The 22,545-nt window shown below is 40.8% G+C and carries 19 protein-coding genes and 1 pseudogene; 15 read left to right on the top strand and 5 right to left on the bottom strand.

What is annotated here, in order from left to right; translation table 11 throughout:
• The first annotated feature begins 45 nt into the window (after nt 1-45).
• Nucleotides 46-957: a LysR family transcriptional regulator gene (locus HWQ47_RS03870; protein WP_269969876.1), complete on the top strand. Its 912-nt coding sequence runs from the start codon at nt 46-48 to the stop codon at nt 955-957.
• Nucleotides 958-1,194: 237 nt separating this feature from the next.
• Nucleotides 1,195-2,355, top strand: coding sequence for a hypothetical protein (locus tag HWQ47_RS03865; RefSeq protein ID WP_269969875.1), 1,161 nt, complete (start codon nt 1,195-1,197; stop codon nt 2,353-2,355).
• Nucleotides 2,356-2,416: 61 nt separating this feature from the next.
• Here the strand turns inward: HWQ47_RS03865 and HWQ47_RS03860 are convergent, their stop codons facing one another.
• The 3 genes from HWQ47_RS03860 to HWQ47_RS03850 all read right to left on the bottom strand — a co-directional run bounded on the left by HWQ47_RS03860 (nt 2,417) and on the right by HWQ47_RS03850 (nt 6,205).
• Complete coding sequence (locus HWQ47_RS03860; protein WP_269969874.1) at nt 2,417-3,424, bottom strand: LysR family transcriptional regulator; 1,008 nt, start codon at nt 3,422-3,424, stop codon at nt 2,417-2,419.
• Nucleotides 3,425-3,605: 181 nt separating this feature from the next.
• Nucleotides 3,606-4,364, bottom strand: a complete 759-nt coding sequence (locus tag HWQ47_RS03855; protein ID WP_269969873.1) for an outer membrane protein OmpK — start codon at nt 4,362-4,364, stop codon at nt 3,606-3,608.
• 50 nt (nt 4,365-4,414) lie between these two features.
• The gene (locus HWQ47_RS03850) at nt 4,415-6,205 is read right to left on the bottom strand and encodes an aryl-sulfate sulfotransferase (protein WP_269969872.1); all 1,791 of its coding nucleotides are present in this window, start codon (nt 6,203-6,205) and stop codon (nt 4,415-4,417) included.
• A gap of 724 nt (nt 6,206-6,929) precedes the next feature.
• On the opposite strand from HWQ47_RS03850, the gene HWQ47_RS03845 reads away from it, so the two are divergent.
• Both HWQ47_RS03845 and HWQ47_RS03840 read left to right on the top strand, forming a co-directional pair.
• Nucleotides 6,930-7,541: a thiol:disulfide interchange protein DsbA/DsbL gene (locus tag HWQ47_RS03845; RefSeq protein ID WP_269969871.1), complete on the top strand. Its 612-nt coding sequence runs from the start codon at nt 6,930-6,932 to the stop codon at nt 7,539-7,541.
• Between the two features lie 9 nt (nt 7,542-7,550).
• A complete protein-coding gene (locus HWQ47_RS03840; protein ID WP_269969870.1) occupies nt 7,551-8,180 on the top strand; it encodes a disulfide bond formation protein B in 630 nt (209 codons plus the stop codon).
• A 411-nt stretch (nt 8,181-8,591) separates the two neighbouring features.
• Here the strand turns inward: HWQ47_RS03840 and HWQ47_RS03835 are convergent, their stop codons facing one another.
• Both HWQ47_RS03835 and HWQ47_RS03830 read right to left on the bottom strand, forming a co-directional pair.
• Nucleotides 8,592-9,275, bottom strand: a complete 684-nt coding sequence (locus HWQ47_RS03835; protein WP_269969869.1) for a TetR/AcrR family transcriptional regulator — start codon at nt 9,273-9,275, stop codon at nt 8,592-8,594.
• Between the two features lie 393 nt (nt 9,276-9,668).
• Nucleotides 9,669-9,958, bottom strand: a pseudogene (locus HWQ47_RS03830) (transposase); the annotation flags it as partial.
• 414 nt (nt 9,959-10,372) lie between these two features.
• Between HWQ47_RS03830 and HWQ47_RS03825 the strand changes: the two are divergent.
• The 11 genes from HWQ47_RS03825 to HWQ47_RS03775 all read left to right on the top strand — a co-directional run bounded on the left by HWQ47_RS03825 (nt 10,373) and on the right by HWQ47_RS03775 (nt 22,520).
• Entirely contained in the window at nt 10,373-11,671 is a 1,299-nt protein-coding gene (locus HWQ47_RS03825; protein ID WP_269969868.1) for an OprD family outer membrane porin, read from the top strand.
• 19 nt (nt 11,672-11,690) lie between these two features.
• Nucleotides 11,691-13,514 (top strand): aryl-sulfate sulfotransferase, encoded by a 1,824-nt coding sequence (locus HWQ47_RS03820; RefSeq protein ID WP_269969867.1) that lies wholly within the window; start codon nt 11,691-11,693, stop codon nt 13,512-13,514.
• A gap of 112 nt (nt 13,515-13,626) precedes the next feature.
• The gene (locus tag HWQ47_RS03815) at nt 13,627-14,238 is read left to right on the top strand and encodes a thiol:disulfide interchange protein DsbA/DsbL (protein WP_269969866.1); all 612 of its coding nucleotides are present in this window, start codon (nt 13,627-13,629) and stop codon (nt 14,236-14,238) included.
• 8 nt (nt 14,239-14,246) lie between these two features.
• On the top strand, nt 14,247-14,870 hold the full coding sequence (locus HWQ47_RS03810) for a disulfide bond formation protein B (protein WP_269969865.1): 624 nt from the start codon (nt 14,247-14,249) through the stop codon (nt 14,868-14,870).
• Nucleotides 14,871-15,174: 304 nt separating this feature from the next.
• Nucleotides 15,175-16,047, top strand: coding sequence for a helix-turn-helix transcriptional regulator (locus HWQ47_RS03805; protein WP_269969864.1), 873 nt, complete (start codon nt 15,175-15,177; stop codon nt 16,045-16,047).
• Nucleotides 16,048-16,110: 63 nt separating this feature from the next.
• Complete coding sequence (locus HWQ47_RS03800; RefSeq protein ID WP_269969863.1) at nt 16,111-17,466, top strand: alkyl/aryl-sulfatase; 1,356 nt, start codon at nt 16,111-16,113, stop codon at nt 17,464-17,466.
• A 348-nt stretch (nt 17,467-17,814) separates the two neighbouring features.
• Entirely contained in the window at nt 17,815-18,387 is a 573-nt protein-coding gene (locus HWQ47_RS03795; protein ID WP_269969862.1) for a SprT family zinc-dependent metalloprotease, read from the top strand.
• A 149-nt stretch (nt 18,388-18,536) separates the two neighbouring features.
• Nucleotides 18,537-19,274, top strand: a complete 738-nt coding sequence (locus tag HWQ47_RS03790; RefSeq protein ID WP_269971655.1) for an endonuclease — start codon at nt 18,537-18,539, stop codon at nt 19,272-19,274.
• A gap of 7 nt (nt 19,275-19,281) precedes the next feature.
• The gene (gene rsmE, locus HWQ47_RS03785) at nt 19,282-20,013 is read left to right on the top strand and encodes a 16S rRNA (uracil(1498)-N(3))-methyltransferase (RefSeq protein WP_269969861.1); all 732 of its coding nucleotides are present in this window, start codon (nt 19,282-19,284) and stop codon (nt 20,011-20,013) included.
• Between the two features lie 69 nt (nt 20,014-20,082).
• On the top strand, nt 20,083-21,033 hold the full coding sequence (gene gshB, locus HWQ47_RS03780; protein WP_269969860.1) for a glutathione synthase: 951 nt from the start codon (nt 20,083-20,085) through the stop codon (nt 21,031-21,033).
• Between the two features lie 107 nt (nt 21,034-21,140).
• On the top strand, nt 21,141-22,520 hold the full coding sequence (locus tag HWQ47_RS03775; protein WP_269971654.1) for an alkaline phosphatase: 1,380 nt from the start codon (nt 21,141-21,143) through the stop codon (nt 22,518-22,520).
• Nucleotides 22,521-22,545 lie beyond the last annotated feature (25 nt).

Genomic DNA, 22,545 nt, shown 5'->3' with positions numbered 1-22,545 from the left:
ACTAGCCTAGACGCTTTGTTCCATATTTGAGACAGTGACTAAAATATGCCAGATCTTAACGGTATGATGCTGTTTGCAGCGGTTGTTAGAGCCAAAGGCTTCTCACTAGCCGCCCGTGAAATAGGCATGCCAAAATCAACCATAAGTCGTAAGGTTGCTCAACTAGAGGAGCAACTTGGCGTACGATTACTGCAGCGAGATACTCGTAATTTGAGTCTCACTCAGGTAGGTGCACTCTTTTATCAGCATTGTACTAGCATCAGAGATGAGATAGAAGCTGCTAAAGCAACGGTTGAAAATACTCATAACGATGTATCAGGTTCATTACGGATCGCCATTCCCGTGTCATTTAGCCAAGAGCTGATTGCTAATCTGTGCAGCAGTTTTATGCGTCTTTACCCAAATGTTGAGTTAGACGTTCAGTTTACCGACAGAGAAGTGGGTCTGGTAGGAGAAGGCTATGATATTGCGATTAAGTACGGACCGTTGCAATCCTCAGATCTTGTCGCTCGACTATTACTTGAGCGTCAGCCCATTTTAGTGGCAAGTCCCGGTTACCTTAAAGCGAACGGAACGCCGGCTACTCCACAAGACCTGATAGACCATAGCGGTATATTACTAGGGACTTCGCGTTCAGCACCCATTTGGCCTTTAGGCAAAGGGGCTAGAAAAACCATGGTGAATTTTAATCGTAAAGTAAGAGTTAACAGTGCCATTATGGTAAAGCAGCTCGTTCAGGATGACTTTGGTATCGCCATGTTATCTAACTCTGTCTGTAAAAATGAACTAGCCAATGGCTCATTAGTCCCTTTACTGCAAGAGTGGCCAATCGAACCTCTCAAGGTATATGGTGTTTACTCGAGCCGCCGACAACTTGCTACAAATATCAGCGTGTTTTTAGATTTCTTCACTAAGCGATTTAATAGCCATGAATCTCTGCAATCTATGATGGTGTAGCACGTCAATCACTGACGTTAAGCTACTCGCTAAATAAAACAGAGAAAGTCACCTGTATCGAGTTAAAGATCATCGCTTAAATCTACCCCGCCATGATCAAAATACCTGAGTCTCAGCTTTTCATACACGCTTTGGTGTTGCATACTGGTTAATAGAAAAGTTATTAAGTTAACAGCATTGAAATCCTTATTACTTTCCTTAAGACTAATCACTAAATCCCTCATCAATGGACTTTCTATGACCAGAGTAAGTAGTGCACTCCTCTTTATCGGCCTATTAAACCTCTTACCAAGCGCTTATGCACAGGTTGAACTTGATGTAGAAGAGTTAAGGCTCGAAAACGCAGCGACAACACTGCCTAGCGTAGTCTCTCGTTACCAAGGCTTGGTAAACAGTTTAGCATCGCAATATCGACAAAATACCGATGAGTTTACCGTCACTCAACTCGCTGCCAGACAAGGCGAACGTTTATGGCAGCAAGCCGTCAGAGATGTTCAATCAGGTTCCTTAGATGACAGGCCACTCTATTGGAGTCGGCTCGCCATGCTTAAAGAGTTGAAAACCACTAAACCCGCGTTCAATATTGTCCAATGGCAACGAGAGATACTCATCAACGCAATTGAAAAATCATCTCGAGGTTTGAGTAATATTCAGTTTGATGATGATGCTCAAATTAAAATTTTACTCAGTGGCTTCGATCCCTTTTTCCTAGACCGAAATATTGACCAAAGTAACCCTTCCGGTTTAGTCGCTCTAGCACTGGATGGATATAAGTTCACCGTCGCAGGCAAGAAAGCTCAAATAGAAACGGTAATGATCCCAGTTCGTTTTACTGATTTTGATCAGGGGCTTATAGAGTCACTTCTCACGCCTATCTATCGCGAAAATAGTGTCGATATAATTTTTACCGTCAGTATGGGACGTGACGACTTTGATCTTGAGCGCTTCCCAGGTCGTAATCGTAGTGCTGCCGCACCTGATAACCTCAATGTACAGACTGGGGCGAACAAGCAAGCTCCCTTAGCGCCGATGTTCGAAGAAAAGAGCTTAAACGGCCCAGAATTTGTCGAGTTTTCGCTGCCCGTCAAAGCAATGCAAGCAGTCGAAGGCAAATGGAAAGTTAACGATAACCATAGCGTCACCACCTTAGCCAAAGGGGCTTTTGAGGCAAGTTCATTAGCCGAACTACAAAGCTCAATATCAGTTGAAGGCTCTGGCGGCGGCTATCTTTCAAATGAGATATCTTATCGGGCCGTCTTACTCGGTCAGCAGCTAAACAGCAAGATCCCGGTAGGTCATATCCATACACCTAGAGTTACTGGTTATGATGCAGACACTGAAGCACAAATTTTAGAACAGGTTAAAGTGATGGTCATTGCAGCATCTAAAGGCTTATGATTCCTATTTTGACGCTCAGTTTACAATGGATGTATTTAAGCAATGGTCATTGACCTAATGACTACACAAGAGCTTTTGCAGATTTGTTTTCGCCACAAGTTCTATTAATCAATGGCGCGACTTCTGCTCTTTCATATTGATTAGTCGCAAATCTTTTAAAAGACTGATAAAGAAACTCAATTAAGTAATTGGTTTCCTGAGAACCATATCGTGTCTTACTGATATAAAGCCGGTAGTTACATTCGACTGCATCAAGTGCTGCCGGTGCCTTGAGTAAGCACAGACCAGATAGATCCTTAGGTAGAGACACTGCTGAAGTATAGGTAATCGCGTTGCTACCCTGTAACGCACTAAAGATGCTATTTACATAGCCTAAACGCCCGACGAGATTCGCTTTAAGACCATGCTTTTTAAGAACGGTTTCCATAACCGAGTGACCGTTATTGTTCCATCCTGCCAAGTCATTCAAAATAACCGGATACATAGCCAGATCTTCCAGTGTCACTTCACCTTGCGACACCAGAGGGTGCCCATCACGTACCACGCATAGACGATAGCAGGGGCTGACCTCAACATCATAAACTCCTTTGATACCGCTTTGCATTATGTGCAACCCAAAGTGCACCGCACCACTATCTAAATCTTTCAATGCATTTAGATACCAAGGGCGAGCACACAGGTTTACCTTAGGCATCGACTTCTGCAGGTCAACAAATAACTCGCCAAACCAACCACAAGCGGTGTCATCAGCAATTAAGCTCAGCTCCCGCTCAATATGGGTTGCCTCAAAGTCATTGCCGTGGATCAACTCCTCCTCTACACGGTTAATCAAATCTTGGGCAAAATGACCGACTTGAAGACAACGTTCAGTGGGCTTAAGTCCTTTTCCCGTTCGTACAAACATCTCATCAGAAAATATGCTTCGCACACGACGCAGATGGTAACTGATGGTTGACTGGCTCATTCCTAGCTCATCTGATGCAACACTGGCATTTCCATGTTTAATAAGACAGACGATTAGTTGCAGATGTGCAACAGAAAGATCTTTAACACTCTCGTTGGTGGTCATCGTACTTCCTTGAAGACGTTTCCATATTTGGCTAGATATTAACCGCAACAATAGAGGTAAAATAGCATCCGATGCTCTATCTAATAAGTCGTTCACACATATAGAAAAGTTGAGATATGGAGTATGGGATACTCAGTATTTGCGACTAGACTCAGTATTTATGACTAAGTATCCCCTAGCCCTAGAAGTTGTATCCCGCCTCAAATAACAGTTCTCCACCGCCATTCAATGCCCCGCCCCAACTTTGTCGATGCTTATACAAGGTGCTAACGAAGAGTTGCGAATTAAACCTATAATCCAATCCAACCACAGTCTGGTGGCCGTATGAATCGAATCCAAATACTTCCCTATGTTCGTCGCTCCGGTTAAATTGAGCTTCGTAATAAGCCTTAGCAAACCAATGCGGTGTCAAAGGATAGCCAAGCATTATCGTCGCAGCAGTACCTGAGGCCCCATTAAAGGATTTTCCTGTCGGAGAAAAACTACCATACGCATACTGCATACCGACACCAACCGTACCTTTGAGTTTTCCAATAGCGACATCGTAGGAGCCGCCTAAGTAGAAGTTTTGCTCCATCCAAGGTTTATTGGCACAGGTAAATGACTGGCCCCATAGGTTAAATAGTGAGTCGCCAAGGTTATAATCTAACTTCAACCAGGCTTTGGTTGTTGCCCCTGCATCCTCACCTTTCTGATTTTCCGAGCTGTCCAGTGGATTTTCAAACCTCAACCAACCCGTCGCACTTCCCCAATCAGCTAAGGTTGTATGCCCTAATACAAAATAGGCCTGATCGTAGAGATTAGGGTTTTTGTCTTCGGCATCGAGTAAATACTCATAGCCAACAATCACATTATTTTGCTGAAAGTGAACTTCGGCGCTAACCGAACCTATACAGCCCATCCCGATGAGCCCAGCTAAGATAGATCTTGATAATTTCATTGCGAACCTCCTAAATTAACGGGCCCTAACGAGCCCGAAATTTATCTTCTTTACAAACCAAATTGGCTAGTAGGGTTCACAATAATTGCGCGGTAGTGAGGCGAGTTTGCCTTGTCTGACAACACATCAATCTCTACTTTGACCTTCATATCGTCGTAACCAATTTCATTGATTTTACCGACAGTGCGCTCGCCAGGAGTGTATAGGTGAATAGAACCACCGAAGCCGAACATGGTGTTCTTATCTTCCATGTACTCTACGTTGGATGTAATTGGGCTATACCAGTCATAGCCACGATCCTTACCGTATTCCCACGTTTGCTGAACAGTCATATTCTCATCGTCAATTTTGTATTCAACGAAGCGAGTGTATTTCATTGTTGGCAGTGCAGGCTGCTCATGAGCACGGCCGTCACCGTTATCTAATACCGTCAGGTTGCCCGTAGTGTTATTCAGCCAAGCAGTGTGCTGAGTGTAGGTAAAGTCGAAGTCACCATCACACACACCTTTTTCAGTACACTTGATAGGCTTACCATTCTTATCCACTGGCTTAAGCAGTTTCTTTGAAAGTTCTTTGTTCCAGCCTTCATAAGGCGCCAAGATCCACTTTACTTCTTTGTCACGGGTCACTTTCGCTACACCTTGGTGACGGAAAGATAGAATGATGGAGTCATCCTTTGGATCGTATTCGATAGAGTTGATGTGAGCCCAGTTACGTCCTGCAGCAATACCAGGAATATCACCATAAGGGGCATCAATTTCCATCTCAGCTGTTTGACCCATCTGGTCAATATCGACGTTTAGACATACCGCGCCCATATCTAACGCTTCCAACAATGCATCGCGGTATGGGTCCATAATTTCGTTCAGGTTCCACACATCGACTAAGTTACCCTGTTGGTCAATTTGTAGAATATGATCACGTACCGTATGAACGATATCGCCCTGAGGGTTTTTATAGTTAGCTTTAGCCGCACGAACTAAAGAGTGGCCATTTGGCATAAGATTGTGTTCATGCGAGGCATCGATATAACCACGCGGCAGGCGACGAGAGTCAAAATTACCTAACAAGTCGAAGGTGCCATATTGCTGCCCTTGAACAAAGGTAATACGCCCTTCACCATTATCATGCAGTCCCATTAAATAGCCGCGCTTGTTAGCATCGATACCAACACCGTCATAAACAGCGTCTTGATCTAGCCACCAACGAATATCACCGTTTGTATCAATAACGTAAGTCATAGGTGCATTATCAAACGTCATAGATCCCAGAGCTGGCGTCGACTCGAATATACCTGCATCTTTACTTTTTTGGCCTGACCAATGTAAATCTGAGCCTTGCTGGTTGTAGGTATGGCTGTTGACCATATACAGACGATTCTCAAAACCTTTGGCGACCTTCTTTACCTGAACTTCCTGCATAACAGTAATATTTCTGTTATCCATATATTCATTAGTGATAGGCCCTGTCAGCACTTTATAATCTTCTTTAATCGTCTTGCCATCTAACTTGAATTTTACTGAGACTTGGTTGCTGTGATCCGCATACAAACCAAACAAAGGAATACCATCATGGGTATTGATCGTTTGCTGACCCACTGGGTAGCTAATATCGACTCCTTTCTTACCCTTACCGTGAACAGTTACCGTCACATCGGTTGGGCGCTTACTCCCCAAATCTAATACTGCAGTTAACGGCGAGTTACCATATGGATTAACAAGAACCGCACCCAATTGGCCTGCAGCAGGAGCAGGTTTAAAACCAGCAGCATTTGATTCAAAAGAAATAGCGGGTTGGAATAGTGCGGCCACAACAGCGGCAGCTAAGATATTATGTTTCATGACTTCTCCAGATAATAATTATTTTATAAAACTGTAATCAACCCTAAAAACAATAATTAACTACAACAATTTTATTTGAGAATGAAATCACAATAATTAAAGCGCTAACGTTTTTCATTACAACAATATAACAAGCAACAAATAAAAAGCTGTGACTTAAAAAAATACGAATCTGCATATCGATTATATAAATAACAGCAAACAATAAACATTACACTCCTGAAAGTTTATAAATTACAATAACCACACCCGAATACAGACAAACACAAGCAACAACTAACCATATGAAAAATAAACATAAAAAATTACAGCAAATGAAAAACCATAAAAAAACAGTGAAAAAGTCACAATAAAACACCTATAAAACAATACATTAAGCCCCCCCAAATTACACGACACAGGAAAGATAAACCTGATGATATTGAATTTTTTCATAAACACAATTCAAAAACTAAAAATTGAATACCAAACCACAGACAACTTAATATTAATAACATTTATAAATTAGACTGCAAATAAAACGTGAGCACCATCACAACCAAGCTGCAGCATTTAAAAATAAGATAATAATGAATCCAGCCATCACTCAACATGCATTAAATTAATTCCTTAAAATTTAATGCCGATAAATATTTCATTTTTATGTCACCGAAAAATAAAACAATAACGATTAATAATATAAGTTCTCGAAATCTAATAAATTTAATATATCTTTGGAGATAACATGAAAAAAACACTTACCGCCATCGCAGCAACTCTATTCCTATCATTTGGGGCTCATGCAGCCACGGAGGGAGTGGAATATCAAATATTACCAGAAGTAGCTCAGTTTAATGCGCCTAATCAAGTCGTGAAGATCTACTCGATTAACTGCCCTTTCTGCTACAAATATGAAAAAGCTGGGATTCCCAATAAAGATCTTCTGCCCGCTGGTAGCACAATGGATCAATACCACATCACTAGCAAGCCACCCTTTGGCGTAGAAAAATCCACTGCATTAGCCATCGCGAAAGAGATAAAAGGTGATGAGATATTTAAGCAGCTAAAAGCCAATTACTACGATCAGTACCATGTGAAAAAGGTCAAATTTAAAGATGCTGACTCAACCATTGCGTTTACCTTAGACACATTAGCCATGAGCCGCGCTGAGTTTGATACTTACGCTCAAGATCCAAAAGTAAAACAACTTATAACCAAATGGGATCAAGGTAGTGAAGTAGCTAAAATTCAGGGTATTCCTGCAATTACCGTTAACGGTAAGTATTTAATCAATACTAAATCGATTACCAGTATGGATATGCTCAAAGAGCTTATCGCTGAACTGTCTGCTAAGTAAGAGGTTATTATGTTATTGAAGCAACGATTGAAAGCGTTCTGGGGGCAGTTTAAAGCCACCCCTGCCAACAGCTTAACGCATATGCAAGACCATCGCCCAATCTGGTTAGTGATGGTTGGAGGCGCACTATTTCTTATTCTGTCGGCCATCTTCTACTTCCAACTTTTCTTGGCGATGGATCCCTGTGAGCTATGTGTTTACATTCGCTTCAGCCAGTGCTGTATCGTGATCGCGGGTCTGATCATCTTGATCGATCCAAAGAATCACATACTCAAGTTCTTAGGCTTATTATTGGCGTGGTACGCAATCATTCAGGGCTGGATGTGGTCAGTTGAATTGATGAAGATCCATGATGCGGCGCACATGGTAGTCGATGAGACGATGGACTTCTTTGCGGCAGCAGGCGATGCTGCGGGCTCAGCGTGTTCAACTGAACCCCGCTTCCCACTCAACCTGCCTCTCGATGAGTGGCTACCATTTGAGTTTGCTCCAACGGGTGGGTGTGGTGAAGATGATTGGACTCTGCTAGGCATGAATATGGCGCATTACTGCATGATTGCTTATGCCACATTTATGCTCTGCTTGGCGCCACTGACCTTTGGATGGCTTCGCTCACTGAAGCTGAAGTTTAAGCGATAACATTGCTTGTGTAATAAAACCACTGTGGCCACTAATTGTTGTGGCCACAGTTAATAGTGACTACAACCTTTACCTTTTAAACCTTACCATTTGATACTATTATGTATTCTCGACTTCCCCATCAAGTTATGACAGCCTTTTTATTGATAAGAAAAAAACTTGTCACTCATCCAGCATTATTAACCAGTTTATGGGTCTTTTTACAGTATACAAAGGCTCTCAACAACTATTAGGCAGAAAAATTGAGATGTATATAAATTTGGCAAATTTTCTTTTTTGACAACCCAAGTAGATATCAATGATTATAAGGAAAGATCCTAGCAAAAGTTCTGTCTAATTTAAGTTTTACAACCAGCCAGACAGAACTCTTTAATGATTTTTTATGAGGAAATTGATAAGCATCTAACCATACTAGAACTCATACATTTTTGCCCAATGCGGTGGGCAATTTAAAAAAGATTCAACCCATCCTTTGGCTTTATCCAAGTCAATAGTATCAGTTTTGATGCCAAAACAGTCGGCTACAACACTTTGTAATCTTTGGTCTATGCGCTCAAAACTATTACAACCATGAGGGATTAATATATTCAAACAACCTAATAAAATTCCACGTTCATTTTCAAAAAGCGTTTGTTTTATATTATAGAGGTCATTACCATTCAAACCAGAGGTAATCTCCATTAGGTGAGGTTTATCAAGGAAGTTGTAATATATTAAAAATTCTTTTTGCATTTCAGCTAATGTTTGAGCTGAAATGCCATGCCACAACATCCCATTAGGAACAAGGAAAATAGTTCCAATATCATGTTTGTTTATAACTGTTTTATATACACCTAATAAGTGATGACAAAGTACTTTCTCATGACAACTTAATTTGTCGTCACATAATATACTAATACTAGAGTTATTTCTAATTCGAAGTCCCTCGATTATAATAGCAGCAAATATTTCATGTTTACTTTTAAACTTTTTGTATATAGAACCTTTTGGTATACAAAGCTGCTTTGCTACTTTACCAATTGAAAAATTAGCCACCCCGCAATTATCTATTTCTTCACGTGAATAGCATAAAATGCTTTCAGTCTTGACATTCATATCTAATATTTTAAGTAAAGTGTAATCTATACATACTATTCTTAATAAAGTATTTATTTTGTATTGAATATCAAATTTATAATATTAAACCTGTATGAAATTGTAATACTTAGAACTCAAGAGTAAGCGACACATAGCCTGAATCTTCAGTTTATTAGTTCAACAATGCCTTACTCAACACAGGACAAGAACATACTTTGACTGATTTTCAACCAAAGAATAACTGAGCACGATATTCATTATTCCTGCCCGCTTTATTGAGCTTGCTTCGTTGACTCGGTGCGCCGTATTGGCATTGTTTAAGTATGCTGGGAGGCGTTGTTGATCAAATCCCAGTTCAAGATGCTACTACCCCAAGTGTTTTTTCGAATTAAGCAGCTTGTTTCCTAATTGTTTGCAACCTTTGCGTTGAAGCAGTTTGTGGCATGCCTTGGTATCGTATGCTCCATCAGCTAAAACCTGAGTTATACGTCTTCTCAACAGATTGAGCAGTGTGGGCACCACTTCATTATCGGCAACGTTAACTTCATTTGACACAATTTCATGCATATTACTATCAACTGCGAGGTGGAGCTTACCCAAGTACGGCGCTTTTCTTTGCCATGCTTACAGGTTTTCCATTCACCTTTTCCGTAAACTTTGAGGCCTGTAGAATCAATGACAACATGTGCCACAGAAGCGCGACCACGACGACCGTGGTGATGTAACCTTTTATGTTTTTCCACAAAAAAAATGACACAGCATAAGATTTCAATATGAACCTTGAAGTACTTTTCCGTCAAAAGTTATTAGATCACAAGTGTTCATATGCTTAATTTAAACTAAAAAAATGCGTTCCACCCTCCCATGATGTGAAAAGCATTGTTTCGCAAATCGAATACTTCTTTTTACTTAACGTGAACTATTCTCCTATTGAGGTAGTTATTAGCTTACGACATCCCCCTAAAAATTTGACCCTCGATAAATTTCAACACTAATACGTGACATACTTCACTCTATCTTGAACACATGTTTTGGAATCATTGATTTTAATATATTTTTTATACACAACTATAAGATATTGTCTTAAAAACACAATGAGAATGAATTTAAACACAATGAAACGAAATAAATTATATGTATTAATAATCATATTAATTTCAGGTAATGTTTTTGCCGCAGACAATAGTATAAGACAAGCATTGGATGATGATTCCAACTTATTACTTAACTATAAAAACTACTATTGGAATGAAAGCTATCAAGAAAATGAGAATTATTCTGGTAGGGATGTTTTAGAGTGGACTCAAGCTCTCGCATTATCTTATCGTTCAGGTTATATCAATGAATTTATCGGGTTAGATTTTGGAGCTCATGCCGTCTATGATGTTGGTGGCGTATCAAAAGACTTTGATGATAATTACCGTCCTGCGGGTAACCGTGCTATCGATGGTTCAAAAGAGCGTTCAAATGTCGACACTGCATATTTAAAACTTAAATATGATTTTGGCAATGATCTTATTCTAAAAGGGGGATATGGTAAAAAACAACGTCACACATTTACTTACCAAGGTCAATTTAACCGGATTGCGCCTAATGCTTCAAGAGGTGCCGATATAGCCTTAGAGTGGCAAGATCATCGCGCTTATTTTAGCTACATAAATGGCATTTCAAAAGTAAATAGTACTGACTATATTGAAGATCTTCTTAACTACCAGGGTGATGTAATCGATTACATTGGCATTATTGGCATTATTGGTAAGTTCGATAATATAAGTTATGCATTGGAAACGAATAAAAGTGATGAGTTCTTGTCACGAACATTTGCAAAAGTCTCTTATTACTCACATTTATTAGACTCAGACTTCGAATTAAGATATCGCACTGAAAAAGAGAATGGTGATAAATTTGAATTTGAAGATCACAAGTCATCATTCTTTAATTTTATTTACAGAAAAAACATTGAAAAAGTAAAGTTAACCTTAGCCTATCAACAGGTTTTTGATGGTGACCTTTATAATCAAAATGCCGCGAATAGTTATCAATCTGCGACTAACTCAATTATGTTTGAGTGGGAAATGCCTGGAATTGAGGGAGAACAAATAGCATTAATGAAATTTGAACGCCCGCTCGATGATGTATTATGGGGTGGAATTAAAGCTGAATACACTGTGATGCATGGTTTTGAAGCTGACCATGTAATTGGTTATAAGCGTCACGAAAATAATTTTAAAATCACCCAAGATTTTGGTGCTATCGACCCATTATTTGAAGGATTGACACTGCAATGGTATCAAGTTTGGATTAGAGCCGATGGTATTGATGATGGCTTCCGAGATAATAAACATTCAGAACTCTACACTCTATATTCTGGCGATATTACTCGCCTAAATCTTAATTATAACTTTAACTTCTAAAATAAAACGAGATCATAATATGTTTAAAAAATTATCTATTGCAACTGCTGTAGTAATCGCACTTATGGGTACGACAATTTCTATTTCATCTGTCGCGGTAGCGGCTCCAGCTACAGGGATGAAGAATATTCCTGCAGCCGATGCTCCATTAGGTTATCTAATTCATAATCCACATGAAAACGCACCTCTTACTGCCTTAGTCACTCTTAAAAATGCTAATCAAAAACTTACTGATGTTTCAGTTAGAATCCATCCCAAAAAAGGTGGAGCAGAACTAACATATAAAGTTTCGAATAAGCGAATTTTAGATGAAGGCGGTGTCCCTGTATTTGGTCTTTACCCCGATTTCTACAATACTTTCACTATTAGTTATAAAGAAAATGGTAAACATAAAACGCAGGAATACAAACTACACACTCCTGACGTAGATATGGGATTTGCTGGACGCCAATGGAGTAAAATGCCAAAAGTATCAGTCGAAAAAGTAGATAAAGAATTTGAAGATAGATTGTATTTCGTTAACTGGACCGAAATGGATGGAAAAACAGGATTACTTGCTCATAATAACCCAGTAGGACCTGGCGCTTTTGCATGGGACGGCGTACCTGGTTTGTTTATTATTGATACTGCAGGCGACGTTCGTTGGTACATGAACCCGTACACGACCCATGACTCTAAGCATTATGAAAATGCTGGTTATGCGATGGGAATGAACGTCACTAAAGATGGCAATATGATCTGGGTTCAAGGACAAGGCTGGAAACATATGTCAATAATGGGTCGTATGCTTTCAGAGCATTCTTTACCCGGTATGTATTCAGATGCTTCTCATGAAGGCATTGAAATTGAAAATGGTAACGTGTTAATTCGTGCTGCAGCTAAAGAATATCTAAATAATGAGGGTGACTCGGTTAATACAGTACGAGATCAAATTCTTGAAGTCGATAAAAATGGTCAACTTGTCGACGCATGGGATCTTAATGAAATCTTAGATCCATACCGTGATGCTGCATTATTATCTCTTGATGCTGGCGCTGTATGTTTAAATATCGATATTGATAAAGCTGGCCAGCAGACGTCAGCCGATGATCTTGCCAATGCGCCTTATGGCGACATTCCAGGAGTGGGACCAGGACGAAATTGGGCTCACGTAAACTCAGTAGATTATGATCCTGTTGATGATTCAATTGTTATTTCATCTCGTCACCAAGCCGCTATGATTAAAATTGGTCGTGATAAACAAGTTAAGTGGATTTTAGGTCCGAAAAAAGGTTGGACTGGTGAATTTGCAAGCAAAGTACTAACACCTGTAGATGATAATAATAAAAAGCTTGATTGTGATGAAACCGGTGTATGTACAGATACTAACTTTGAATATTCGTATACAACTCATACTTTCTATAAAGTCGATGAAAAGAATACATGGACAGTATTTGACAATGGAGATGGCCGTCATTTAGAGCAACCAGCATTTCCAACTGATAAATACTCTCGTTCAGTTGAATATAAAATAAATGAAAAAGATATGACCGTTGAGCAAATTTGGCAATATGGTAAAGAAGAATTAGGTTATAAAGGATACTCACCAGTCACCTCTATTACTAAATACCAGGCAGATAAAGATTCAATCTTAAGCTACTTTGCTTCTGCAGGTCTATTTGGTATTGGTGGTGGTTATGGCAATGTAAGAATGGATGAAACCACAGGCAAAGTAAAATCAATTCTAACTGAGCACCGCTATGGCGAAACAAAGCCTGCAGTCGTCATTAATATTGATAGTCATAAATTGTTCGCTACTGGCTACAGAGCACAAGTAATTAATGCAACTAATATGTTGAAATGATAATTTAATTGTTTTAATGACTGCTTTTAGCAGTCATTAAACATTATTCCTGCACAAACATTAAATAATTTATGTATGTATTTACAAAACCACAAATCACTTCGAGATCATTATGAAATATCTAACTATACTTGCAACTTCATTATTATTTTCTTTGTCAGCCAGCGCTGCAATCACGGAGGGAGTGGAATATCAAGTATTGCCAGAAGTGGCTCAATTCAATGCGCCTAACCAAGTCGTGAAGATCTACTCGATTAACTGCCCTTTCTGCTACAAATATGAAAAAGCGGGGATCCCCAATAAAGATCTTCTGCCCGCTGGTAGCACAATGGATCAATACCACATCACTAGCAAGCCACCCTTTGGCGTAGAAAAATCCACTGCATTAGCCATCGCGAAAGAGATCAAAGGTGATGAGATATTTAAGCAGCTAAAAGCCAATTACTACGATCAGTACCATGTGAAAAAGGTCAAATTTAAAGATGCTGACTCGACCATTGCGTTTACCTTAGACACATTAGGCATGAGCCGCGCTGAGTTTGATACTTACGCTCAAGACCCAAAAGTAAAGCAACTAATGACCAAATGGGACCAAGGTGTTGAAGTCGCTAAGATCCAGGGGGTGCCGGCGATTACCGTTAACGGTAAATATCTGATTAACACCAAATCAATTCGCTCTATGGATATGCTCAAAGAGCTTATCGCTGAACTGTCTGCTAAGTAAGGGGTTATATGTCATTGCAGCAACGATTGAAAGCGTTCTGGGGGCAGTTTAAGGCCACCCCAGCCGACAGCTTAACGCACATGCAAGACCAAAGGCCCATTTGGCTCGTCATGGCCGGAGCGGCACTATTTCTTATTCTGTCTGCCATCTTCTACTTCCAACTGTTCTTGGCGATGGATCCCTGTGAGCTATGTGTTTACATTCGCTTCAGCCAGTGCTGTATCGTGATCGCGGGTCTGATCATCTTGATCGATCCAAAGAATCACATACTCAAGTTCTTAGGCTTATTATTGGCGTGGTACGCAATCATTCAGGGCTGGATGTGGTCAGTTGAATTGATGAAGATCCATGATGCTGCACATATGGTGGTTGATGCTTCTATGGACTTCTTTGCAGCTGCTGGTGATGCTGCAGGTTCTGCCTGCTCAACTGAACCACGCTTCCCACTGAACCTGCCTCTCGATGAGTGGCTACCTTTTGAATTCGCCCCAACAGGTGGCTGTGGTGAAGATGATTGGAGTTTATTTGGTGGAAATATGGCCCATTACTGCATGATTGCCTATGCATTTTTTATGCTATGTCTGGCACCATTGACATACGGATGGTTGCGTTCGTTCAAAGCAGCTAAGTAAATAACATTCTCTTCGCTCTTACAGGGCGAAGAGAATTGACAATGGGTGTTATGACCAAGAGGAGGACAGAGGTTCCTTGTGTAATTAAGCTATTTAGCAATATGAAGCTTATCCAGGATTCGAAGCGGGACCTTGAACATTAAGACGCTGAGTATTTTTATTGCGGTAAAAAATTTTGATGTGAGATTCAATCTTATCGATAAATATCGAGTTTAATTGCAGTAGCTATCAGAATATGGAGGCGTTTTATATGTAACACTTGCTCATATCCATAAATTGAAAATTTTTCTAGGCTAAAGTAATTTTGACCACTCCCCCTAATATCCCCAATGTCATCTATAGACAACATCACAATAATATAGAGTATCTGTGCTTAGAAGTGCTGTGGAGACGGGGGCAGCAGTATTCACCACCTCCAACAGACTTACATCGAGTGAGCTTTCATTGTCTATACCGAGCAAAATGTTATGGAACTCATTATATTGACTTTGAAAGCTATGACTATAAGCCTGGGGATATGGTGTACATTGCACCCGGTCAAATCCATGCATACGACTCTAAGAGTAAGCTTCAAGGTGAATTGTTAGTTTTTACTGATGATTACTATCAAGAGATAAAGGCTCTGATACCTGATAATTGTCTACAATTGTGTAAACAACGACCTGTTTGGCAACCAGATTTAACTCTTTCTACTGTGATAGATAATACGATAGCACTTATAGCCCTGCAGCAAAATCTACCTTTACCAGCCATTAGTAACCAACTCATATTATCAAATCTATTAATTAGTATCAGTCAAGCTCATAAGCTGGCAGGCGGTGAGCCACGACTGCAGATTAAATATCAAAAATTACTTGAATTGATTCAAAGTCACATGTGTACCACAAGACATGCCAAAGACTATGCACAATATATGGCTATGAGCTACAGCAAGCTTAATAGTGTATGTCTTAAAGTGAGTGGTTATACCTTAAAGAAAACTATAGATAATCAGATAGTGCTTGAAGCAAAGCGACTACTGGTGACTAGCCCTTTGAATATCAATCAGTTATCTGAACGTTTAGGTTTCGATGAAACAACCAATTTCATAAAGTTTTTCAATCGATATCTAGGAATAACACCTAAGAAATTTCGTGATAAGGGCGCACAAGTTTTACCATTTTCAGTGCAGCTTTAACCTGCCACATACTATTTTATTGTCTTAGTATATCGCTATCTAAACCATGTTAATGGCACTCTAATGAAACATATTTTGTACTTTTTATCACTTAGCGCAGCATTATGCGCTCCATTATCGGCATCAACTTTGGTCTCGGTAGATGTAGCTTCCGCCATGCTTAAACAACATGAGCAACACTTTGAGCAGCGGATAGTTAAGGTAGCCCCCAATATCTACACCGCAGTGGGATACCATGGTGCTACCTCATCGATGATTGTTGGTGAAGATGGCGTGATTATCATAGATACGTTAATGGGACCGACTAGCGCAAACAATGCGCTAATTGATTTCCGTAAACATTCTACAAAGCCAGTTAAAGCAATCATATATACACATAGTCATGGTGATCATACGGGGGGAGCTTCGACGTTTAGCCAAGGACAACAAGTGGAAGTGATTGGTCATGCCAATATGGGAAATCATCATGGTACGGACAAGGTGCTTGATGTTGTGATGGCAAAAAGAGAAACTCGGCAATTTGGCAGGTTGCTAGAGCCTGAATATCAAAGCAACCGAGGTGTCGCTCAGGCTATTACTATTGATCACGACAGAGGAAAGGGATTTATCCCGCCGAGTTTAAAAATTCATCAGAACTATAAAACTACAATAGCAGGCATTGATATTGAAATTTACCCAGCGGCTGGTGAAACCAGTGACGCTATGTTTATTTGGCTGCCCAATGAGCAGGTTCTATTTAGTGGCGATAATTTTTATCAGGCATTTCTTAATCTTTATGCCATTAGAGGTACGCCGTATCGAGATCTAAGAATCTGGTCAGAATCTGTAGCAACAATGGCTACATTTGAACCTAATGTACTTGTCGGCGGACATACTAGCCCCATATTGGGACAAGTCGCTGCGACTCAAGCACTATTGGATTACAGTGAAGCGATTGCGTCAGTGTATGAACAAACCACAGCGGGAATGAATAAAGGTCTGGATCCTGTAACCATTGCCCAGACAATTAAATTACCAACACATCTCCAGAACAAGCCCTATCTGACAGAGTTTTACGGAACAGTAAGTCACGCTTCACGGGCTATCTATGCTGGCATGTTAGGTTGGTTTGATGGTAATCCAACCCATCTAAATCCTTTATCTAATAAGGTAATGGCAGAGCAACTTGCACTCCTTGCCGGAGGACATGATAAGTTAATGATACAACTAGATAAAGCTATGAAAATAAAAAATCACCAATGGGCACTCATATTGACAGATCATCTAAGTTACTTAGATGATCTTGATAAAACACAAGTGGTTAAAGCACAGATTTTTGCTTTAAGAGCGTTAGCAGCCCAAGAGTACAATGCGCCAAATCGTAACTATTACTTCAGCTATGCAGCCGAATTAGAACGAAAGCAAGGTAATCTAAATTAAATATCACTACATGTAATATGTTAGATACTTTTTAAAACTCAGCGAATAGTAGAGTAGATATACCTCTACTCGCTGATATAAACCATCCCCCCTATAGTCAACTGCAATGTTCATAGTCAGCAAATTACTAAAAATCTTAATTGCATTACGTCTATGGCTGTCGTATCAAGAATAAAGGCAACCATCTACACTCTGAGTTGTTGTGCAGAACCTTTGGTAAGTTAAAATATTCTATTAGGTAAATAAATCATGGACACTTATAAGCAAATTAGTAATGATGAAACTACCGTGGCCTGAACATGTTCGATGTGTTAATACAGCGCAACATACTAATTGTGAAACAACCCAATGTTTAACTTATTTCCCCCAAGCCATAAAACACAAAAACCTAAGCCTTCTGTCTCTAAGACTAAATTTAAGAGCCTAAGATATCAGTTTGACTCTAAACTACACAGTCATGCAGTTGAGCGAGTACTTCAGTGCTATCTTATCGCCGAATCTCAGCTACAACAGAGCTTTATACGACCTGAGATCAATTTTAAACTTAGAGGGAAAAGCGCTGGCACTGCTCACTTACATCAGAATCTACTCAGATTTAATGCCACCTTGCTCGCTGAAAACCAAGATACCTTCTTTAATGAAGTGATCCCCCATGAAATTTGCCACCTGCTGGCACACCAGATGTACGGCAGAGTCAAACCCCACGGTAGGGAGTGGCAAGCATTGATGATACGGGTCTTTAAGTTATCACCAAGCACGACTCATAGTATGGATACTCAGTCAGTAGCGGGAAAACACTTCTCTTATCAATGTGATTGTGGGCCCGTGAGTCTAAGCATCAGACGCCATAACAAGGTCGTCAGAGGCGAAACTCAATACCGATGTCGACGCTGCAAAAAAGAGTTAACCCTTAACCTCTAATTCATCTGTTTTTAACCCTTACTTTGCTTTCCTCTGTTCATCCCGTAAAATCCCTGACAAGGCAAACAATAAGCTTTGCCAATTAGCATTTGGAGCGATGCTTATACCCGTCGCTCCTTTAGGGATTTAGATTGTCACCGCTTAATAAAATCGGCTCTGCCTTATTGATAGGTTTAGGGCTATCACTGCTGTTTTCAGCATCGGCTTATGCTTCAGGTTCTCATCCAACTAGCTTTTATCAAGCAAAGAAACGTGCAAAAGAGATCTATTCACGCTCTCTACCCGCCACCAGTTTCTATTGTGGTTGTGATATCAAAATTAACGGCAAGAAATGGCAAACGGACTTTTCAAATTGTGGTTATCTGGTCAGAAAACAGCAGAAGCGCGCTGCTCGTATCGAATGGGAACATATCGTACCGGCCTGGGAGTTCGGCCATCAACGTCAATGCTGGCAAGAGGGGGGACGTAAAAACTGTGGCAAAAAAGATCAATTATTCAAAAAGATGGAATCTGATTTACACAATTTAGTCCCCGCCATAGGCGAAGTAAATGGCGATAGAAGTAACTATCGATTCAGCCAATGGAACGCAACACCTGAGCAATATGGTCAGTGCAATATGGTTATCGATTTCAAATCGAGAAAAGCTGAGCCTCCTAGCTATACACGAGGTCAAATAGCCCGAACGTATCTCTACATGCAGCAGGCATACAGTTTAAAAATAGCAAAAAGCCAATTAAAACTATTTAAGGCATGGGATAAAACTTATCCAGTTGATACTATTGAGTGTGTCAGGGATAGAGAAATCGCCCGCACTCAAGGGAATCATAATCCCTTTGTAAAGAATCTTTGTGACGCACAGGCAATTACGCAATCGCTTGCGGAGTAGGAAATAGATGAGAATCCCAAGAATATATCAGGCATCGCCCTTATCAGTTGGCAATGTAATAGAGCTTGATGACGAGCCCGCATCACATATCGGTCGCGTGCTACGCATGAATACTGGCGAACAGATCAGCTTGTTTAATGGCGATGGTCAGGAGTATCTGTCAGAGATCATCTCAGCCAGTAAGAAAAATGTCTCCGTCAAGGTCTTATCTGCGACTCTAAACCAAAGTGAATCACCGCTTCACCTTCATCTAGGACAAGTGATCTCCCGCGGAGATCGCATGGATTTCACCATACAGAAATCTGTCGAGCTTGGGGTTAACACGATTACCCCACTGTTTTCTGAACGTTGTGGTGTAAAGCTTACCGGTGAGCGATTGGAGAAGAAAATACAACAATGGCAAAAGATAGTCATTGGGGCTTGTGAGCAATCTGGCCGCAGTCGGGTACCTGAAATAAGACCCGCTATGACGCTTGAAGCGTGGAGCGCCCAACAAACAGGCTCAGTTAAATTAAACCTACATCCTAGAGCTGCTCATGGCATAGGCGGTCTATCTTTAACATCACCTAAAGTCAGGCTGTTAATTGGCCCTGAAGGTGGACTTTCTGACACCGAAATATTGATGACGGAGCAACATCACTTTACCGATGTTCTGCTTGGTCCCCGAGTATTAAGAACAGAAACAGCAGCGTTAACCGCAATTAGCGCCCTGCAATTAAAATTTGGAGATATGGGATAATCCCTAATCCCTCACATTTAATAAACCCAATTTAAGACCATTGATATTGATGGCACAAGGAACAAATTCATGATCAAACTCGGCATAGTGATGGACCCCATCACTGATATTAATATTAAGAAAGACTCAAGCTTCGCCATGTTACTCGCCGCTCAAAGCCGCGGTTATGAACTCTTCTATATGGAGATGAAAGATCTGGCTATGGTCAATGGCAAAGCAATGGCAACAATGCGAACCTTAAGTGTTCAGCAGGATGAAACAAATTGGTTTGACTTAGGTGAATCTATCGACACACCTCTTGCGGATCTTAACGTTATTTTGATGCGCAAAGATCCTCCTTTTGACACTGAATTCATCTACGCAACTTATATGCTTGAAAGAGCGGAAGAGGAAGGCGTACTTATCGTCAACAAACCTCAAAGTCTGCGCGACGCGAACGAAAAACTGTTTACCGCTTGGTTCTCTGAATTCACACCTGAAACCATCGTTACTCGAGATGAGCTGCGGATCCGTCATTTCCACCAGGAGAAAAGGGACATCATCATTAAGCCATTAGATGGCATGGGTGGTAGTTCCATCTTTAGGGTTAAAGAAAACGATCCTAACTTAGGCGTGATTATCGAGACCTTAACTAACCATGGTCAGCAATACACTATGGTGCAGGCCTTTATTCCCGATATCACCTCTGGTGACAAACGTATCTTAGTGGTCGATGGCGAGCCAGTGCCTTATTCGTTAGCCCGTATTCCTCAAAAAGGAGAAACGCGAGGTAACTTAGCAGCAGGCGGACGCGGCGTCGCTCAACCACTGTCTGAAAGTGATTGGAAAATAGCACGTGCTATCGGACCTGAACTTAAGAAACGTGGACTGATTTTTGTAGGACTCGATGTTATAGGTGACAAGCTCACCGAGATTAATGTCACCAGCCCAACTTGTATCAAAGAGATACAAGCCGCATTTGATGTCGATATTACTGGCATGCTAATGGATGCAATCGAATCTCGAATTAAATCAGCGTAAAGGCATATTCAATGACACTAACTCGTTCCCTCTGTAGCGGTTTACTTATTCTATCTGGCAGCCTATTTGGCTTAGCCCATGCTAATAGCGATAGTCCCAGTCTAACCATGATGGGGACGACACCTAGTGTTCCTAAGAATATCGTCATTATGATTGGTGATGGTATGGGCCCTGCCTATACCAGCGCCTATCGGTATTATAAAAATAACCCGGACACTGAAGAGGTTGAGCAGACCGTATTCGACAGGTTATTAGTGGGTACTGCCAGTACATATCCCGCTAAAGTCAGTGGTTATGTGACTGACTCAGCTGCCGCAGCAACAGCCTTAGCCACTGGAGTTAAATCATACAATGGTGCGGTATCCGTCGATACGCAAAAACAGCCCCTCACCACCATTATGGAAAAAGCTAAACAATTAGGGCTCGCCACCGGTATTGCTGTCACCTCTCAGATTAATCACGCGACTCCGGCCGCTTTTCTCACTCATAATGAAAGTCGCCGTAATTATGATGAGATAGCAACAAGTTTACTCGATACTGATACCGACGTGATGTTAGGTGGTGGTCAACGTTACTTCCCCCCTAAGCTACTCAAAAAGTTTGAGGTTAAAGGCTACCAACATATCTCAGATTTCTCCCAATTAGATACCATTACAGCACCTAAGGTGATTGGTCTATTCGCCGATATCCAACTTCCTTGGGCAATCAACGAACCAGATGCTCATAAGCTGAGTAAGATGACAGCTAAAGCCCTAGAGTTACTGTCACAGAATAAGGATGGATTTGTGCTTCTCATCGAAGGAAGTCTAATCGATTGGGCGGGTCACAATAACGACATTGCAACCGCCATGGCAGAGATGGATGAGTTTGCCAATGCGATCGAAGTGGTTGAGCAGTTCGTACGTCAACATAACGATACCTTGATGGTAGTCACAGCTGATCATAATACTGGCGGCTTAAGCATAGGTGCAAATGGGGAGTATATTTGGAAGACGGATATCATTAACGGCGTATCAAAAAGCCCAGATGTCATAGCTTCATTCGCGCTTGCCAATGGGGATTGGCAGTCACAAGTTAGCACTCAACTTGGTTTCGAACTTAGTCCTCAAGAGGTCACTCAACTTTCTCTGGCTCGTATGCAAGGTATGGATGTTATGACTACGGCGATTAAAAAAATCATTGACCTTAGATCCTATACTGGCTGGACAACCGCTGGTCATACGGGCGTTGATGTTCAAGTCTTTGCTTCAGGCCCCGCATCCACACTATTTAATGGTTACCAGAACAACACCGATATTGCTAATAAATTGATGAGTCTATTACCAAAGAAACCTAAAGCGCTCGCACCAACAGTGGCCCAGTCTCTTGAAGCTAAGCCTCTCCCTAAGAATGAAAAGGTTAAATCTGTGGTAACAGAAACCGACACTGCAACATCGGAATTAAAAGTTCCAGCCAGTAATACAGGCACGATAGGGGATCAAACATAAGCCATGTGAGCCGAATTTACCCTTG

Source organism: Shewanella sp. MTB7 (assembly GCF_027571385.1).
Classification (GTDB): domain Bacteria; phylum Pseudomonadota; class Gammaproteobacteria; order Enterobacterales; family Shewanellaceae; genus Shewanella.
This window is presented reverse-complemented; position numbering and strand designations above follow the sequence as displayed.

Excerpts from the sequence above, each read along its gene's own strand:
- HWQ47_RS03845 (WP_269969871.1), top strand. The coding sequence starts at position 6,930 with ATGAAAAAAACACTTACCGCCATCGCAGCAACTCTATTCCTATCATTT.
- HWQ47_RS03850 (WP_269969872.1), bottom strand. The coding sequence starts at position 6,205 with ATGAAACATAATATCTTAGCTGCCGCTGTTGTGGCCGCACTATTCCAA.
- HWQ47_RS03775 (WP_269971654.1), top strand. The coding sequence starts at position 21,141 with ATGATGGGGACGACACCTAGTGTTCCTAAGAATATCGTCATTATGATT.
- HWQ47_RS03800 (WP_269969863.1), top strand. The coding sequence starts at position 16,111 with ATGAAACATATTTTGTACTTTTTATCACTTAGCGCAGCATTATGCGCT.
- HWQ47_RS03870 (WP_269969876.1), top strand. The coding sequence starts at position 46 with ATGCCAGATCTTAACGGTATGATGCTGTTTGCAGCGGTTGTTAGAGCC.
- HWQ47_RS03815 (WP_269969866.1), top strand. The coding sequence starts at position 13,627 with ATGAAATATCTAACTATACTTGCAACTTCATTATTATTTTCTTTGTCA.
- HWQ47_RS03865 (WP_269969875.1), top strand. The coding sequence starts at position 1,195 with ATGACCAGAGTAAGTAGTGCACTCCTCTTTATCGGCCTATTAAACCTC.
- gshB (WP_269969860.1), top strand. The coding sequence starts at position 20,083 with ATGATCAAACTCGGCATAGTGATGGACCCCATCACTGATATTAATATT.
- HWQ47_RS03855 (WP_269969873.1), bottom strand. The coding sequence starts at position 4,364 with ATGAAATTATCAAGATCTATCTTAGCTGGGCTCATCGGGATGGGCTGT.
- HWQ47_RS03795 (WP_269969862.1), top strand. The coding sequence starts at position 17,815 with ATGTTTAACTTATTTCCCCCAAGCCATAAAACACAAAAACCTAAGCCT.
- HWQ47_RS03825 (WP_269969868.1), top strand. The coding sequence starts at position 10,373 with ATGAAACGAAATAAATTATATGTATTAATAATCATATTAATTTCAGGT.
- HWQ47_RS03860 (WP_269969874.1), bottom strand. The coding sequence starts at position 3,424 with ATGACCACCAACGAGAGTGTTAAAGATCTTTCTGTTGCACATCTGCAA.
- rsmE (WP_269969861.1), top strand. The coding sequence starts at position 19,282 with ATGAGAATCCCAAGAATATATCAGGCATCGCCCTTATCAGTTGGCAAT.
- HWQ47_RS03810 (WP_269969865.1), top strand. The coding sequence starts at position 14,247 with ATGTCATTGCAGCAACGATTGAAAGCGTTCTGGGGGCAGTTTAAGGCC.
- HWQ47_RS03835 (WP_269969869.1), bottom strand. The coding sequence starts at position 9,275 with ATGAATGTCAAGACTGAAAGCATTTTATGCTATTCACGTGAAGAAATA.
- HWQ47_RS03820 (WP_269969867.1), top strand. The coding sequence starts at position 11,691 with ATGTTTAAAAAATTATCTATTGCAACTGCTGTAGTAATCGCACTTATG.
- HWQ47_RS03840 (WP_269969870.1), top strand. The coding sequence starts at position 7,551 with ATGTTATTGAAGCAACGATTGAAAGCGTTCTGGGGGCAGTTTAAAGCC.